This is a genomic window from Pseudomonas sp. lyk4-R2A-8, assembly GCF_030209095.1.
Classification (GTDB): Bacteria; Pseudomonadota; Gammaproteobacteria; order Pseudomonadales; family Pseudomonadaceae; genus Aquipseudomonas; species Aquipseudomonas quebecensis.
The window spans coordinates 261,261-277,124 of the sequence record NZ_JARVSS010000011.1 but is presented as its reverse complement, the minus strand read 5'-3'; the positions used below and the strand labels follow the sequence as shown (position 1 = coordinate 277,124).

Sequence of the window (15,864 nt, the reverse complement as noted above, 5' to 3'; positions counted from 1 at the left end):
CGGATCACCAACCTGGTCACAAACAGCACTTATCCGACCAACACTTGTACCAAGCTGGTTATACTTCGATGACTGTACGAAATTGGATCAGGCCATGTCAGAAGTTGCCCATGCCACAGCCCCGCTGACCGCTCCGCCGGTCATTCGGGACCTGCTCGCCAAGCTAGCCGTCAGCTACGCGGAAGTCGCCGAACAACCGGGCCTGAATCCTGCGCAAAAGGTCCAGGCCGTGCTGCTCGAAGATGCGGTGGGCGCATTGATGGTGCTGTTCCCGCAGAGCCAGTTACTGGACCTCAACCGCCTCGCCGAACTCACCGGCCGTCGCCTCACCGCCGTGGCGCCGGAGCGCGTCAAGCGCATGCTGGATAAACACAACCTGAGCCTGCTGCCAGGCCTGCCGCCGCTCACCAGTTCGCCCTGTCTGTATGAAGGCAGCCTGCTCAATCAACCGAGCCTGCTGGTGCATTCGGGCGAAGCCGGGCTGTTGCTGCAAATCGACACCGCAGCCTTCAAGACCCTGCTCACCAAGGCCAGCGCCGCGCAGTTCGGCGAGCCACTGAGCAATATTCGCCCGAACCTCGACCGCCCCAATGATGACCGCGAGGAAATCACCCAGGCGATGCAGGCCTTCACTGCGCGCCGTATCCAGCAACGCCTGGAAGCAACCATCGAGATTCCGCCGCTGGCCGACACCGCGCAGAAGATCATCAAGCTGCGAGTCGACCCCAACGCGACCATCGACGACATCACCGGCGTAGTGGAAACCGACCCCGCCCTGGCGGCGCAAGTGGTGAGCTGGGCCGCGTCGCCGTACTACGCGTCGCCGGGCAAGATCCGCTCCGTGGAAGACGCTATCGTGCGCGTGTTGGGTTTCGATCTGGTGATCAACCTGGCGCTCGGCCTGGCCCTGGGCAAAACCCTGAGCCTGCCCAAGGACAACCCACACCAGGCCACGCCGTACTGGCATCAATCGATCTACACCGCCGCCGTGATCGAAGGCCTGACCCGCGCCATGCCAAGGGCGCAGCGCCCTGAAGCCGGCCTGACTTACCTGGCCGGCTTGCTGCACAACTTCGGCTATCTGCTGCTGGCCCACGTATTCCCGCCGCACTTCTCGCTGATCTGTCGGCATCTGGAAGTCAACCCGCATCTGTGCCACAGCTATGTGGAGCAGCACCTGCTGGGCATCAGCCGCGAGCAGATCGGCGCCTGGCTGATGCGCTATTGGGACATGCCGGACGAACTGTCCACGGCCCTGCGTTTTCAGCATGACCCGACCTACGACGGCAACTACGCCGAGTACCCGAACCTGGTGTGCCTGGCCGTGTGCCTGCTGCGCAGCCGGGGGATCGGTTCCGGGCCGGACGAAACCATCCCGGATGCGCTGCTTGAGCGTCTGGGCTTGAGCCGGGACAAAGCTGACGAAGTGGTGGGTAAAGTACTGGACGCCGAAGTCTTGCTGCGCGAATTGGCCTCGCAATTCACTCAGGGTTGAATGTGGCGCCTGTCATATAGCAATCGGGGGCAAGCCCCCTCCCACATAGGAATGCATTCCAAATGTGGGAGGGGGCTTGCCCCCGATGAATCCAACTCGGCCTAGCTGAAAAGCCCTATTTCTTTTTCTTCGGCTTCAAGTACTTGGTCAAGCCCTGGAACCAGATCACCAGCGCCGGGTTGCCCTTGATCTGGATCGACTTGTCCTGAATCCCCGTCATGAACGCCAGTTGCTTGTTCTTCGCCTGCATCGTGGCGAAGCCGTAGGCGGCATCTTTAAAGGCAATGGCAAACGCCGGCGCCGGGTGAACACCCGAACGGCTGGTGATGCGCTGGTCTTTAACAATGAAGTGACGGGCAACCTTGCCGTCGAGGGTCTGCAACTGAAACGCCAGGTCTTTGTCACCCAGCTGTTGCTGAAAGGCAGGGTTGGTGCGGCTGGCTTTGCCCATCATCAGGCCCAGCACCCACAACAGAAGACGAAATTTCATGCACACGGCCTCGGTGTAATTATTGAATGGCCGCAGCAGTGTAGCGATTTGCCGGAAGAACGCCACCGATCTCACGCTTTAGCGGGAGATCGGCTGGCGTTTAGCGCTTATAGCAACATGTTACTTAAACGTTAGGGCAAGGCACCGGCGCCCAGTCGGCCAGGTTTGGATCGCGGCAGGTGCCTTCGATCTGTGCCTTACCGGCGTTGGCGACCTGCTTGCTTTCAGCTTGCTTGGTCTGCGCGGTCTGCAGGGTTTTCTCGGTCGCGACGGCTTCTTTCGGCACCACCGGCAATACCGGTTTCTTGGCCGGTTTGACAGCCTTCTTGCCCTTGGTCGGAGCAACGACCGGGGTGGTATCGGCGGTGGCCACCGTCACCACGTCGTTGCGCTGCACGCCCACCTGTTGCAGGTCTTTCTCGTAGGCCTGGGTGTAGTTGTTCAGGTCTTCAGCAGCTTTGCCGTTGACTGCCACGATCAGGTCGTTGGATTCCTTCAGGCCGGCGACGATTTCCGCCAGGCGCTTGCGGCCTTCGGTGTCGTTGACGGTCTTGGCCTTGCGGTCCGCGACGAGCTTGGTGAACGCGCTCTGGTAGCACTGCTGCGAAGCTTTGGCGTAGGCGGTGCTGCGGTCGATGTCGGACGCGCTCTTGTTGACGTCAGCCGCGTAGGACGCAATGCGCTGGTTGTCGTCGGCAATCTGCTTCTGACGCTCGGTGTAGTAACCCGCCGCGCCGCCGGCCAGGGCACCGCCGGCAGCGCCGATGGCCGCGTTACGGCCACGTTTTTCCTTGTCACCGCTCAACACGCCGAGCAGTGCACCGCCGGCGGCACCGATGGCCGCGCCGGTCACAACCGACTTGGTCATGTCCGAATCGGTCGCACGCAGGTGCTGCACCGGCTCGTAGCAGCTTGGGTAATACTCGACCTTGGTGCTGGACGCGACCTTGGAGGCTGGCGACGTGGCGCAACCTGTCAGCACGGTGCTGAAACCGGCTGCGATCAGCAGCAGGTGACGCTTGGAAACCGCCTTACGGGAAAAAAGCATAAGTTGTGTTCTCTTCTAAGTTTGACTTGCCCAGCACGGCCCATGCCGCCTGAGTCCCTTCCAAGCTCGCCATACAGCCAACGATCAAGACCGCTGACCGCTCGCTGCGAGCAATTCCTTCAAGATCGTTGCCGGGTCGGCCCGCTGTTGCTTGCGGTAGTTGCCGACATGGCGAACGAACAGTGTTGCGCGCGTCACCAGGCTCTTACCGAGCACCGGCTTGCGATCCAACTCTTCCTTGATCCTTTGAAACTGCGCCTGGATCACCGCATCGGTATAGCGCGTGCCGGTGGCCAGGTTGTCAATATAGATCGCCACTGCGCCATCGAGCGCGCTGCGGCCGTTATCGATGGCCGTGGCGAACAGCTGCGCACTGGCGTCGTCCTTGGCGTCGACGGCCTGCTGACGACTCTTCTGCAGGTTCATCAAACGAATGTTGTAGTTACTGATGGTCTCGGCCACCAGGGCTGCCGACTGGATCAGATTACCCGCCGCCTCTTCGCGTTGCTGGGCTATCAGCGACACGTTGCGCTTGAGCTCCTCGTTGACCAGCCCCAATTCGGCTTGCAACTTGGGGTCGACGCTGGCGGCGATGATGCTGTCCAGGCGCTTAGTCGGGTCCTGAGCGTCGTCGATGGCGTCGGTCAGCGAAGCCAGGCGGCCTTCTTTCTGCCACTGCGCAAACAGCTCCTTGTAGCGCGAACGCGGCGCCGACAGTGCGCCAATCGCCACGCGGAAACCGGTGGTCTCGTTGCTTTGCTCGGTGCCATCGGCGGCGAACAGCGGATACTCGCGGCGCATGCCGGTGAACAACGTGCCCTCGCCTTCCAGGTAGTTGCCGCCCTTGACCACAAACCCGCCGTAGGTGCCCTGGCGGCGCCCGGCGTGGACCAGCTGGAAGGATTCCTGGACCATTTCCGCAGCGTTGCCAATCACATCGAACATGCCGATCGGGTTGGGCAGCTTGGTGCCGATGGGCATCAACCGCGCCGCCTGGCCGGTGCCGCCGGCCACTTGGTTGAAGACGGCGTAGTCGCCCAGCGGGCCGTCACTGTCGCTGCCTTCGGCGCGGCGCGGGAACAGGCGGCCTTCCAGGTCCTGCCGGCTCACGGCCTGGGCGCCACGGGCGGCAAATTCCCACTCCACTTCGGTGGGCAGGCGCACAAATCCTACACCGCCATCATCCTCGGACGAACCGCGACCACTGACCGGCAGCGCATCGCGGTGATATTTGAGCAGCCAGGCGCTGTAGACCGCCGAGAACCGTTCGGCCTCGAACCTCGATAACTTCACCTTGGGCAAACGCGCGGCCATGCCGGTCGGCGCATCACAGGCCGGAGCCGGTTCGCCGCTGGCCAGGGATTGCGCCTGGGCCATCACCTGGGCGTACTGGCGCGCCGTCACTTCGTACTTGCCGATGAAGTACAGCATCGGCTTGAGCGGCGTCTTGGCGTCGGTCTTGGGCATCAACGGCGTGATGACCTTGCTCCAGTCCTTGGGCAGGTCCTTGAGGGTGAACTGACCGTTGATAAAGTCGCGACGGTAGCCGGAAATAAACGACTGTTGATAACCCGCTTCGCCTTCACTGAACGGATAGCCAAGGCTGATCTCGCGGTCGTCCAGAGTGCCTTGGGCCAGCACATAGGCGTAGCGGAAGACCATATTGCCTTCGCACGGCAGCGGCAGGCTCACGTCATCCGGCAACGGTTTGGGGTTGTCGAGTTTGTCGCTGGCTTCATCGGCCCAGGCCAGCGAGGCCAGGCTCAGCGCCACACAGGCGCCCAATAACTTATACATCTCTGATCCCTTCAGAAGCCTGGATACGCGCCACGCGCCAACCGCCACACGCCGCCGCCACGGCGCTGATGCCGAGCACGGCAACCAGGGCCAGGCCATAGTGATGCGCCAGCAGGTGGCTGGCGTGTTCGCCCGGCACCTGCACGAATAATTGATTCAACCCCGCCTCGGCCAGGCCATATAACCCGGCGCTGAGCACGGCGGCAAGGCTTGCGCTGTACAGCGCCTGCAGCACTACAAACAGCAACAGCGCGCCGGTGGAAAAACCCAGCAGGCGCAGCACCGACAACTCCCGTCGCTTGCGCGCGACAGCGGCCAGGGCGCCGGCAAAGATCGCCGCAAACGCCCCGGCCAAGGCCAACCCGGCGATGATCCAGAACACGATGGACAGGTTACGACTCAGAGATTGCACCTGAGCAATGTTCAATGCCTGGGTCGACACCAGCATGTTCTGTCTGGCAAAAAACACCCGTAACGGTTCCACGTCGTTGAGGCTACGCGCATACAAACGAAACGCCGGGTAGACGCGCTGCTCATTCGTGCCCACGGCCTCGCCCTCCCATCCCAGCGCCGGCACCGCCCGGCCGTCGCGATAATCTTCCGCCGCCTCGAGCAGGCCCAGCCCGGCGAACAATCCGTCGCGGGCAAACGCCTCCAGGGGCAACACCGCCAGCACCTGCAGCCGTGTATGGCGGGCCTCGACACGCCCGGCCACTTGCCGCGCGAAACTGGTCTCCAGCCAGTCACCGGGCCGCGCCGCAAGTTTCTCGGCGGCGGTGTGGCTCAGGACGATCTGCTCCAGCCCCCGAGGCACCGGCAAGCCGCCGAGCAGGGGATCGCCCGGCGCGGTCGGCAGCATCTCCAGCACCAAAGTGCCCACCTGCGCCGTCGCCGCAATCTGCCGCGTACGCGGGATGGCGAACGCCACGTCCGGCCGTTGACCCAGTTGCTCGATAAACTCGCTGCTGAATCGACCACCGCCCAGCGGAATAATTTCACGGGTGGCCGGGTCCGTCTCCAAACGTTGGGTCAAACTGCTGACCAGTCCGAATTTCAGGCCGAACAACACCAGCAACGGCGCGATCACCGCCACCAGCGCCAGCACCGAGCAGGCCGACAGCCAGGTGTCGTTGCGGTAGTCCTGCCAGGCGAGCGACGCCACCAAAGGAAAGCGCATCAGCCGGCCTCCCCCAGCGTCGCCGTGACGCCGCCGTCGCTGTCGCGCCGGCAACGAATACGCCGCACCTGCAAGCCACTGGCGCGCGCCAGGGGCTCATCGTGGGTGGCGATCACACAGGCGGCACGGTGTTCGCGGGCCTGGGCCAGCAACGCTTGCATGACCCGCTCGGCATTCAGCGGGTCGAGAGACGCCGTGGGCTCATCCGCCAATACCAGTTGCGGCGCGTGGGCCAGGGCCCGGGCGCAACTGACGCGCTGGCGCTGGCCCACCGACAATGCCGAGGGTTTCTTGGCCAACTGATCGCTGATCTCCAAGTGTTCGGCCAGGCGCGCCACGCTGCCGTCGTCCTTCAGGCCGAGCAGTTGGCGGGACAACGCGATATTGCCGCGCACATCCAGGAACCCCAGCAGCCCACCGGTCTGCAGCACATAACCCAGGTGCTGACTGCGCAACCGGGCCAGGGCCGATTGCTGATCGGCGCGCCACAACCCGGCGATATCCTGCTGATTGAACTCAAACCGGCCCACCTGATCCGGCGCCAGCACCAGTGCGAGCAGGTCCAGCAAGGTGCTTTTGCCGCAGCCGCTGGGCCCGACAATCGCCACTTGCTCGCCCGCGCGCAGGTGCAGTGCCGGAATCACCAGGCTGTAGCGCTGGCTGCCGGCGCCCCGGCTCTTGTGCACCGCGCTCAGGTTCAGCATCACGGCAGCGTCGACAATGGCACGCGGTACAACGCATCACCCGGCTCGGCATCGCCAAAGCGGACCCAGTTGGCCACGTCGTTGTGGAAGGTTTCGTAGAGGCGGATTTTCGAATCCAGCTCGTCGATGAAGTCTTCCTGCTCGGCCACGCTCAATGACAACCACAAATCCTGGGTCATGTTCAGCGACTTGCTGCGGTACGGCAGGCCTTCCAGGTATTCGCCGAGGATGCCGCCGTCGGCCAGATTGCCGCCCTTGCGCAGGGCCTGCGGGTCGCGGCTCATATAAGCCGACGCACTGGCGATTTCCTGGAAGAAGTCCTTGGGCGAGGTCTGGGTTTTGCGCGCCGCGTCGACGATCAGTTTCAGCGATTGCTGCAGGTCGTTGAGCTGCAGTTTGGTCAGCATCACGCACACCTGGAACGCCGGCAGCGCCGGGTTGGTCAGGTCGCGGTCGGCGGTCCAGGCGCTGACCAGTTGCGGCGCCTGGCTCGCGGTTTTGCGGCCGAGAAAGTCCATGTGCATCGCATAACCGACCGCCGCGGATTTGTCCGCCAGGCTCGGCGCGGCGCTGAGTGTCGGCACCGCTTGCGGCGTATTGCTGCGCACTTGGTGCACGAGGTTGGCGAACACCGTGCCGATCTCATCCACACGCTCGCCCAGCTTGCGCACATCGCCGCCGGGCACCGGTGTGTAAAGGTCGCCGATCTGTGGGTTGGCGTCGGCGGTAAGGATGCGGTACTGGCTTTCGGCGCCGGCGTGGGTTTTCTTGCCGGCGTCGGTGCGCAGGTGCAGGGCGTAGATTTTGATCTGCTTGCCCAACGCGGCCTGGCGCACTTCGGCTTCGTTCATCTGGGTGGCGGCGAACGGGTCGTTCTTGCGCAGCGCGCCGGCGTCGGTTACCAACAGGATGATGCGGCCACCGTAGCCGGACCAGTCCATGCCTTCGACCGCCTGCATCACCCCGGCAAACGCGTCCTCGTTGAACGAATGGCTGGAAACCGTCGAGGCCTTGACCTGGCGCGCCATGTCGAGAAAACGCTGCGGGTCGCGGCCCTGGTCGAGGGTGATCAAGGTCTTGGCCACGTATTCCAGGCCGGGCGTTTTCTTGATGCTGTTGCGAAAACCCACCAGCCCGAAGCTGACGCTGTCCAGCTCGCCGCGTTCGGCGATACGGGTTTGCAGTTCGTGCACCACGTCGCGGACCTGGTCGATATAGGGCTGCATCGACACGGTGGTGTCCACCACCAGTACCACGGCGGTGCGAAATGCATCGGCGTTGGCGTTGAGCACCGGCGTCGACGGCTTGGCCACCGGGCTGCTACCTGGGTCGATGGAGGCCACGTTAAGCAACTGCACCGGCTGGCCGTTTTCGTCGAAACTCTCTTTGGAATCGAAGATCGGCAGCAGGTAGAACTGGTTCTGCGGCACGGCGCTGGCGGACGGTTCCAGGGCCAGCACCTGGCCGTTGTCTTCGCGGTTTTTCTGCGCCTTGACCAGCACGCCTTTGGCGGCGGCGGGGTCGGCGAGCAACTTCTCGACTTCGCCGGATTGACGCAGGAACATCACCGGCGCACGGCCCGAGCGTTCGGTGAACTTGAGCACCAGGCTCTGCTTCCAGTCGCTGACCTGGGCAGCCGGTAACCACCCGTCGCTGCGACCATCGGTGGCGGCGCCGACGCGCACCCACGGTTGGCCGTCGATGTCTTTACGCTGGTACACGTAGAGCACGGAGAACGCCGGCAGCGTTTTGCCCGGTGCACCGCCGGCATCGCTGGAGAGTTTCGCGCCAGGCTTGCTCAGCACGCGCTGGAACAGGGTTTTCTTGCCCGCCATCAGCAACGGGCGGCCGCCGCCGTCCGCTTCGGCCACTGCCGGTTTCGCCTCTGGCGGCGCGGTCGGCGTCGCTGGCGGTTTCGGCAGGCTGGCGGTGGGCGCGGCCGCTGGCGTATCGCTGCGACTCATCCACCAGTAACTGCCCCCGCCGATGGCCAATGCCACCGCGACCGCCACGGCCGCCAAGGCCAGCACCGGTCCACGCCGCTGCTCGCCGTGCTGGGTTGGCGTGACCACCGGCTGACGCACCGGAGGCGGCGCGGGCTGGGGCTTGTCGGTGGGGATTTCGATGGATTGCGGCGTAATCCCCGCCAGATCGAAACTGAGCGGCAACGGCGCCGGGCGCACCAGGGTCGCCTCCGGCGAATCGGCCGGCAGTTGATCCAGCGCCAGCAGCAACGCCGCCGCATCCGGGAAGCGATCGGCGGGGTCCTTGGCCAACAGTTTGCGCAACACCGCTTGATAACGTCCGTGGTGCACCGGCAACTCCGGCAACGGTTCGGTCAGGTGCGCCAGGGCGGTGGAGAGCGCATCGGTGCCGTTATACGGCAGCTCGCCAACCAGGATTTCATACAGCACCACGCCCAGGGCGTAGAGGTCGGCGCGCCCGTCGATCTCCTGCCCGCGTGCCTGCTCGGGGCTCATGTAGCTCGGGGTGCCTACGGCGAAACCGGCCTGGGTGAACTGGGTGCGGTCGTCAAGGGATTTGGCGATGCCGAAGTCGGACAACACCGCCGTGCCGTCGGCGCGGAACAGGATGTTCGCCGGCTTGACGTCACGGTGCACCAGGCCCTGGGCATGGGCGTAACCCAACGCCGAGGCGATCTGGCGGATTAGCGTCACGCCCTGCTCCGGCGTCATGCCGGCGGCGATGCGCTCCTTGAGCGTGCCGTTGGGCAGGTATTCCATGGCCATGTAGTACAGCTCACCGACATTGCCGATGTCATGGATGGTCACGGTGTGCGGGTGCGAAAGGCGCGCCAGGGTCTTGCCCTCGCGCAGGAAGCGCTCGCAGAAACTCGGGTCGGCCGCCAGGGCCGCCGCCATCACCTTCAACGCCACCTTGCGCTCCAGCGAACGCTGGGTGGCCAGGTACACAGTGGCCATGGCGCCTTCGCCGATCTCGCCTTCGATGTCATAACCCGGAATCAGGATGTTCATGCCGATACCTTCACGACAATGGCGGTGATGTTATCCGGCGCGCCTCGGTTGAGGCCCAGATGCACCAGGCTGCGCACGATTTCATCCGGCGCGTCATGGCCCAGCACTTCACGGATCTCATGGTCTTCGACGGTTTTGTTGAGGCCGTCGCTGCACAGCAGGTAAGTGTCGCCGGGGGCGATCAACAAGTCGACCACCGCCAGGTCCAGGTGCGCCTCCACACCGATGGCGCGGGTGACGATGTTGGCGCGCGGATGCACACGAGCGTCGGCTTCGCTGAGCAAACCGCTGTCTTGCAGGTCCTGCACGTAGCTGTGGTCGCGGGAAATGCCTTCGAGCACGCCGTCGCGCAGGCGATACAGGCGACTGTCGCCGGCCCACAGGCACACGCCGCGCAGGCCACGGGCAGCGAAGACCACCACGGTGCTGCCCATCATGGTCACGCCACGATTGGCGGTTTCCTCGCGCACGGCGGCGTTGATACGGACCAGGTCGTTGCGCAGTGCCGCCGTGTATTCATCCAGCGAGCGACCCAGCGGCACGTTGCGCAGGCTGTCGACGATCAGGCTGCTGACGTAATCGCCCGCCGCATGTCCGCCCATGCCATCGGCCACCACCCACAGGCGGTTCTCCGGCAGGTCCAGGCACGCATCTTCATTGACCTGCCGCACCATGCCCACATGGCTTTTGCTCGCGGATTTGTACGTCGACCCCATCTACACCACACCTTCTTGTCCGAGCAAAAACTGCGCAAAATCGCTGGCGGCAGGCAGGCCCTGACACCGCAATAAACCAGGAGAAATCTGTTGCGAGCCGCGCCCCCACCACAGGCTGGCGCCTTCGCATGCCTGTTCGGCCAGCGCGGCCAGGCGGCCTTGGGGCTCGGTCGCGACGACGCGCTGCAGACCGGCGAAACGGCCGTCGAGGGCGCGCGGCTCGGCGGTCGGCACACCCAGACGGTCGAGCCCCTCGTTGAAGCCTTCAAAGGTCGCGCCGCTGTCCAGGGTACCCAGCAGCAACGCTTCGACCTGCTCGAACCAGGCGTCCGGCCCGCCCACCAGCGAGGCGGGGTTGGTGTTGTGATCCAGCAGCGCCACCACCGCCAGCGGGAAGTACCGCCCGACCCGGTCGATGCTCGGCATCACCACCCCGGCGGCGGCGTCCGGCCCGCAGACGCCCGGCGCCAGCACAAAGCGCCACAGCGGGCTGACCAGGTACGCATTGAGCCAGCCAGCGCCCAGGCTGTTCTGGCTGGCGAGCAACCCCGCCGCCAGCCAACTGTCCCACGGGCCGATAAAGCTCTGGGGCAAGGCGCGGCTGACGAAATCGCCACGGCTGGCCAATTTGCCGTAGAAGCCCAACGTCGTCATAGCCGCTCCGGCAGGCTGAAGCCGCTGAGCACGCGGCTCTTGAACGGGTTGAAGGCACTGTTGGCGCGCAGCTCGTAAGCGATGCTCGCGCCATCGACGCGCAGGCGCAGGTTGAAACGGTCCGGTGAGTTGCCGGGGGTCAGGTCCGACTGTTCCAGCAGGCGGAACCAGGCCCACGGGCCGTCGAGGGTTACGCCGGAACGGCCACTGGCCGACGGCGGCATGATGGAGATACGCACCACGCCAATACTGCCGGGGTTCGGCCATTGCATCGCCACCGGACGACTCGGGCCATGGTCGTAGCTCAGTTGCTGGCCGTCCAGGTCGAGCAGGAACTGGGTGATGCTTGGGTCCATCGACACCGGCTTAAGCTCGAAACGCACAATCGGTTGGGTGCCCCCGGAGCGGAAGAACGCATCGCGAATCGTCGCGGCGCGCTGGAAGGTCTGCAGCACGCCCGGCGCGATCCCCAGTTTCTGCGCCGCGCCCGGCTGCCAGCGCCAGGTTTGCGCGGAGGTGTCCACGTAGGGCTGCAGGTATTTGCGGAAATAATTGTCCATCACCCCGCCGACGCCGAAGAACTGGCCGAAATCATCCAGCGTGGCGTCCCGCGCGCTGCCGGGCGACATCGGATAACGCCCCGCCAGCGACTGGCGATACACGTTGACCACTTCGCTGACCCAGGCCGCGTTCAGTTGGTTACGCACCCCGCCCATCATGCTGTTGGTGGTGGAGTTGACCACCGACTTGACCATGCCCTGCACCAGCGGCGGCTGGCGTTCGGCATTCAGGCTGACGCGCGTAGCCGCAGCCGCTGCCTGGTTCTTGGCCTCGCCGAGCAGCGCGTCGCCACTGGCGCCGACCATCGCGCTGACCTGCACATACAGCGCATTCATGTCCGCCAACAGGCCGTCGATGGCCGCCGGCTCGCCTTCATTTTTACTGACGATGCTGTTGAGTTCGGCGAAGTGCGCGGTGACCGGATCGTCCGTCGCCGCCGGCGCGTTGGTTGTGGGTTGCTCCTGACCCAGCAAGCTGCCGAGGCGCTCCTTGAGCTTGTCGACGCCGCCTTCCACCGGCGCGCCTTTGGCCGCCAATTGGCGTTCTTCGGCTTGCAGGTCGGTTTCCTTGGCCACCGCCACCAGCAGCTTTTTCAGCGGCGAGGTCGGCCCGGAAATCACCCGCAGCACATCGGCGGCCTGGGCCACGCTGGTGATCGGCACAAAGTCGATGTCGGCGAGCAAGGCGTCCCATTGGCGCTGGTAGTCCTGGAAATACAGGCGGCGCACATCGGCGGCCAGGCTCACCACGTTCTGCTGATCGGCCTGCTCGCGGCCCAGCACCCACTGTTCTTCGGCCAGCGTGCCGGTCTGGTTCAGGCTGCTCAGCAGGAATGCCTGACGATAACCCTTGGCGGTAAAGAACCCACTCAACGGCTCGCCCAGGGGCTTGCCGCTCTTGCGGCTGAACACCAGCGCGGCATCACGCCCGGCGGCTTCGTTGATGCGAAAGTCCGGGATGCCTTCGGGCAGTTTCTGGCGTTTGACCCGGTCATACACACGCTGCGCCACCGGCAACTGTTGCAGTTGGCGGCGCAGGTCGTCGATCAGGCGTGGGTCCAGGCGTGCGTTCGGCGGATGCCGTTCGAACAGGGCCTGCAAATGCCCGGCCAGTGCCTGGCGTTGATCGGCCGGCAGATCCCGTGGCAGGTTGCGGTCCCAGTCCAGGGCGATCCACGCCTTGATGAAATCCGGGTCGTAATGCTCGCTGTCGGCAAGCATCAGGTAAGCCTTGAGGCCTTCGTAGAGGAAGTCGGAGTTGCCGCCGCCGTGCAGTTGCTCCTCGATGCGCGTCACCAGTCGCGGGGCGAATACGGCGATCAACAATTTGCGGTAGACGCTGGCGGACTCGGCTTCGAGCATGTCGCCCTGGTACAACCCCAGGCCCTCGGACCAACTCGGCGAATCCCCCGCCAGGTTTTTCACCGCATTGAGCAGCGGCAGCACCGCGAGCACGTCGCGCTGCGCCGGGCTGAGGTTCTGTACGGTCTGGCCCAGGGGCGCGACCTTCTGGTCGACCTGGGCGATATAGGCCTGGTTGGCGCGATAGCTCACCCACCACAGGCTGCTGACCACGATCACCAAAGCCACGGTGGCCGCGAGTACACCGCGCGCAATCCACTTGCGCCGGCGTTCGACTTTCGGGTTCACACCCACCAGCCCACGCTCGGCAAAGGCCACGGCGGTAAAGAGTTTTTCGATGAAATAACTGCGCCCGGTGCCGCTCTGGCGCGCCAGGTGCTGGCGGTCCAGGTTCATGCTCTGGGCCATGGCGCCGATCAGGCGGTCAATCGGGCTGCCTTCCTGGGTGCCACTGGTGAAGTACACGCCACGCAGCAATACACGCTCTTCAAAGGCGTTGGGTTTAAACACGCCCTCAAGGAAACTCTGCAGGCAATCCTTCAAGGCGCCGAATTGCTGCGCGAAGCCGTAGATCAGGTCGCGCCGCGCCGGGTCGCGCTCTTGTTGCAGACGTTCCACCAGGCGCTCGTTGAGACGCTGTTCGAGTCCGGCGAACTCGCTCTGCAGGTGCGCCAGCGGGCTGTCATTGTTTTTACCGTCGTCCAGGGCAAAGGTCATGCCCCACACCTGGGCGCGCTCTTCCTTGCTCAGGTTGTCGAAGAACTCCATGAAGCCGGGGACCAGATCGAGCTTGGTCAGCATCAGGTAGATCGGAAAGCGCACGCCCAATTGCGTATACAGCTCCTGGATCCGCAGGCGAATCGCCGCCGCGTGGGCGGCGCGCTCGGCGTCGGTGCCGAGCAGCAGATCCGAGAGGCTGATCGCAATGAATGCGCCGTCGATGGGGCGGCGCGAGCGTTGTTTTTTCAGCAGGTCGAGAAAGCCCAGCCACGCAGCTTTATCCACCGTGGAGTTGCTGTCCTGGGTGGTATAGCGACCGGCGGTGTCGAGCAGTACGGCCTGGTCGGTGAACCACCAGTCGCAGTTACGCGTACCGCCGACACCGCGCACCGCACCGGCGCCCAGCTGCGCGGCCAGCGGAAAGTGCAGGCCGGAGTTGACCAGCGCGGTGGTCTTGCCCGAACCCGGCGGGCCGATGATCACGTACCACGGCAGTTCGTAGAGGTTGCGCCGCTCGTCGCCGCCCAGTTTGGCTTTCTTGAGCAGCGTCAGGGCCTCGTCCATGCGCTGGCGCAGGGTGGCGAGTTCTTCGGCGGTGGCCACGCTGTTGGGGTCCACCGGCGTATCCGCCGCCAGGCTGCGCATCACTTCGGCGGCCTGGCGGCGCGCCTGGATAATGCGGAACACGCGGTAGGCGATCCACACCGCGAACATCAGGACGATCAACGCCCAGCGGCGGCCTTCCGGCACCAGCACGTCGAGCAGCGGCCCGACAAACCAGATGATCAGGCTCAGGGCGATCAGGCCCAGCACCGGGATCACCCAGCGAATCATGAAACTGAAAAACGCCTTCACTCGACGCCCTCCGCCAATACGGTGATTTCAACCCGACGATTGCGGGCGCGGCCTTCGGCTGTGCTGTTGGTGGCCAGCGGCTCGGTGTCGCTTCTGCCCTCGGCACTGAAGCGTTCGGCCTGGCCGGTCTTGGCGGCAAGAATCTCCAGCACCGACTTGGCCCGCGCTTCCGACAACGCCCAGTTGGACGGGAAGCGCAGCGTGGCAATCGGACGGTTGTCGCTGTGGCCCGTGACGCGGACCTGGCCCTTGACCTTACGCACGGCGTCGGCAATGCGCAGCATCAACGGCTGGTAGTCATCGACGATGCTGGAGCTGGCGGACGCGAACAACTCGTCGCCACGAATGGTCACCACAGAGCGGTCGACCTTGTCTTCTACCGCGACGCGCCCGGCCTTGATGTCTTCCGCCAGGAAGCCGGCCAGACGCGGCCGCTCAATGACCTTGGGCTGCGCCACCGGACGGTCGATGGCCTGCACCGGGATCTCGCCCAGGGCATGGATATTCTTGAACACCGGTTCGGCCTGCGCCGCCAGCAGCATGCGCAACACGAACAGCAGCGCCAGCAGCAGCGCCAGGCCGATGGCCACGGCGATCCACGGCGGCATGAATTGCGCCAGGCGATCTCGCGCCACGGTCACACCGCGCCAATGCGGCGACAGCTCGCGCTCGTGCTCGCCACGGGCACTGCGAATGGCTGCGGCGGTGCGTTCGCGCAGGGCTTCCAACTGGCTGCGGCCGTCATTCATCACGCGGTAGCGACCTTCGAAGCCCAGGCACATGCACAGGTACAACAGCTCCAGCAGGTACAGGCGCTCCCGTGGGCTTTGCAGACAATGGTCGAGCAGCTGGAAGACTTTTTCACCACCCCAGGCTTCGTTATGCACGGTGATCAACAGGCTCTGCTTGCCCCACTCGCTGGTGCTGCCCCACGGCGTGCTCAACACCGCCTCATCCAGAGCGGTGCACAGCGCGTAGCGCGCCAGCAGCACTTCGTTGCGCGCCACGCCGGCGGCCTCGGCACGCTCTTCGAACTGGCGCAGGTAGGCCAACAGTTGCGCGCGCAGGCTGGCCGGCGCCGGGTGGGCGATGGTGTTGCGCAGCCGCGTCAGCAATGCCAGCAACGGGCCGGCGGCGCTTTCCAGCGGGTTGAGGCCCTGGCTCTTGCCGGTGAGCATCGGCGCGGCCGGCACTGACAAAGGCGCGGGCTCTGCACGCGCGGGTTCCGGCGCACGGCCCCCCGGGCGCGGCATGAACTGGGTGCGGTCGTCATCATTGGGATGCATCGCG

11 protein-coding genes are annotated in these 15,864 nt (G+C 64.7%); 1 reads left to right on the top strand and 10 read right to left on the bottom strand.

What is annotated here, in order from left to right:
• Positions 1–94: 94 nt before the first annotated feature.
• Positions 95–1,495, top strand: coding sequence for an aminoacyl-tRNA deacylase and HDOD domain-containing protein (locus tag QRN10_RS12160; protein WP_285428461.1), 1,401 nt, complete (start codon positions 95–97; stop codon positions 1,493–1,495).
• Positions 1,496–1,610: 115 nt separating this feature from the next.
• Here QRN10_RS12160 and QRN10_RS12155 read toward each other — a convergent pair whose 3' ends face one another.
• The 10 genes from QRN10_RS12155 to QRN10_RS12110 all read right to left on the bottom strand — a co-directional run bounded on the left by QRN10_RS12155 (position 1,611) and on the right by QRN10_RS12110 (position 15,860).
• A complete protein-coding gene (locus tag QRN10_RS12155) occupies positions 1,611–1,985 on the bottom strand; it encodes a hypothetical protein (RefSeq protein WP_003195530.1) in 375 nt (124 codons plus the stop codon).
• A 124-nt stretch (positions 1,986–2,109) separates the two neighbouring features.
• Entirely contained in the window at positions 2,110–3,033 is a 924-nt protein-coding gene (tagQ, locus tag QRN10_RS12150; protein WP_181076249.1) for a type VI secretion system-associated lipoprotein TagQ, read from the bottom strand.
• 84 nt (positions 3,034–3,117) lie between these two features.
• On the bottom strand, positions 3,118–4,830 hold the full coding sequence (locus QRN10_RS12145) for a formylglycine-generating enzyme family protein (RefSeq protein ID WP_181076247.1): 1,713 nt from the start codon (positions 4,828–4,830) through the stop codon (positions 3,118–3,120).
• On the bottom strand, positions 4,823–6,007 hold the full coding sequence (locus QRN10_RS12140) for an ABC transporter permease family protein (RefSeq protein WP_285428460.1): 1,185 nt from the start codon (positions 6,005–6,007) through the stop codon (positions 4,823–4,825). The genes QRN10_RS12145 and QRN10_RS12140 overlap by 8 nt, the downstream gene beginning before the upstream one ends.
• Entirely contained in the window at positions 6,007–6,711 is a 705-nt protein-coding gene (locus tag QRN10_RS12135; protein WP_181076575.1) for an ABC transporter ATP-binding protein, read from the bottom strand. The genes QRN10_RS12140 and QRN10_RS12135 overlap by 1 nt, the downstream gene beginning before the upstream one ends.
• On the bottom strand, positions 6,711–9,707 hold the full coding sequence (locus QRN10_RS12130; RefSeq protein ID WP_285428459.1) for a serine/threonine-protein kinase: 2,997 nt from the start codon (positions 9,705–9,707) through the stop codon (positions 6,711–6,713). Before QRN10_RS12130 ends, QRN10_RS12135 begins: the two co-directional genes overlap by 1 nt.
• Positions 9,704–10,423, bottom strand: coding sequence for a PP2C family protein-serine/threonine phosphatase (locus tag QRN10_RS12125; protein ID WP_181076242.1), 720 nt, complete (start codon positions 10,421–10,423; stop codon positions 9,704–9,706). The genes QRN10_RS12130 and QRN10_RS12125 overlap by 4 nt, the downstream gene beginning before the upstream one ends.
• Positions 10,424–11,077: a type VI secretion system-associated protein TagF gene (gene tagF, locus QRN10_RS12120; RefSeq protein ID WP_181076241.1), complete on the bottom strand. Its 654-nt coding sequence runs from the start codon at positions 11,075–11,077 to the stop codon at positions 10,424–10,426.
• A complete protein-coding gene (gene tssM, locus QRN10_RS12115) occupies positions 11,074–14,574 on the bottom strand; it encodes a type VI secretion system membrane subunit TssM (protein ID WP_253509796.1) in 3,501 nt (1,166 codons plus the stop codon). The genes tagF and tssM overlap by 4 nt, the downstream gene beginning before the upstream one ends.
• The gene (locus QRN10_RS12110; RefSeq protein WP_181076237.1) at positions 14,571–15,860 is read right to left on the bottom strand and encodes a DotU family type VI secretion system protein; all 1,290 of its coding nucleotides are present in this window, start codon (positions 15,858–15,860) and stop codon (positions 14,571–14,573) included. Before QRN10_RS12110 ends, tssM begins: the two co-directional genes overlap by 4 nt.
• Between the last annotated feature and the right edge of the window lie 4 nt (positions 15,861–15,864).

Bases quoted from the DNA above. Each gene is read 5' to 3' on its own strand.
- QRN10_RS12125 (WP_181076242.1), bottom strand. From the start codon at position 10,423: ATGGGGTCGACGTACAAATCCGCGAGCAAAAGCCATGTGGGCATGGTG.
- tagF (WP_181076241.1), bottom strand. From the start codon at position 11,077: ATGACGACGTTGGGCTTCTACGGCAAATTGGCCAGCCGTGGCGATTTC.
- QRN10_RS12130 (WP_285428459.1), bottom strand. From the start codon at position 9,707: ATGAACATCCTGATTCCGGGTTATGACATCGAAGGCGAGATCGGCGAA.
- QRN10_RS12145 (WP_181076247.1), bottom strand. From the start codon at position 4,830: ATGTATAAGTTATTGGGCGCCTGTGTGGCGCTGAGCCTGGCCTCGCTG.
- QRN10_RS12140 (WP_285428460.1), bottom strand. From the start codon at position 6,007: ATGCGCTTTCCTTTGGTGGCGTCGCTCGCCTGGCAGGACTACCGCAAC.
- QRN10_RS12155 (WP_003195530.1), bottom strand. From the start codon at position 1,985: ATGAAATTTCGTCTTCTGTTGTGGGTGCTGGGCCTGATGATGGGCAAA.
- QRN10_RS12110 (WP_181076237.1), bottom strand. From the start codon at position 15,860: ATGCATCCCAATGATGACGACCGCACCCAGTTCATGCCGCGCCCGGGG.
- QRN10_RS12160 (WP_285428461.1), top strand. From the start codon at position 95: ATGTCAGAAGTTGCCCATGCCACAGCCCCGCTGACCGCTCCGCCGGTC.
- QRN10_RS12135 (WP_181076575.1), bottom strand. From the start codon at position 6,711: ATGCTGAACCTGAGCGCGGTGCACAAGAGCCGGGGCGCCGGCAGCCAG.
- tagQ (WP_181076249.1), bottom strand. From the start codon at position 3,033: ATGCTTTTTTCCCGTAAGGCGGTTTCCAAGCGTCACCTGCTGCTGATC.